Origin of the sequence: Psychrobacter sp. TB55-MNA-CIBAN-0194 (assembly GCF_040309505.1) — a bacterium.
GTDB lineage: Bacteria > Pseudomonadota > Gammaproteobacteria > Pseudomonadales > Moraxellaceae > Psychrobacter > Psychrobacter fozii.
This window is the reverse complement of record NZ_JBEOOW010000834.1, coordinates 1-233: the sequence shown is the minus strand read 5'-3', so window position 1 is coordinate 233 and position 233 is coordinate 1. Positions and strand designations below refer to the sequence as shown.

Annotated in this window: 1 protein-coding gene; it reads right to left on the bottom strand. The window is 36.1% G+C overall.

Annotation, left to right across the window (positions count from 1 at the left end; genetic code table 11):
* Positions 1-233 (bottom strand): hypothetical protein (locus tag AAEY75_RS17260; RefSeq protein WP_352260411.1); only part of this gene is annotated, 233 nt, incomplete at both ends.

Sequence of the window (233 nt, the reverse complement as noted above, 5' to 3'; positions counted from 1 at the left end):
ATGTTGTTCTTTTCAAAGTATTTTGTAAATATTTCTAAGGCGAAATCCTTTTGTGCTTTCAAGTTGTTTGTGTAGTTCGATTCAGCCGCTTCACCAAACTCATTACCTAGAAAACGCTCCACTTGTGATTCGATGTTTACCGGATCAAGAACTCTGTTCAATACTCTTGCGTAGTCCATTTTTAAGCCATCATCAGTAATGAAATAGCCATCTTTTGCAATGATGTTACTTTC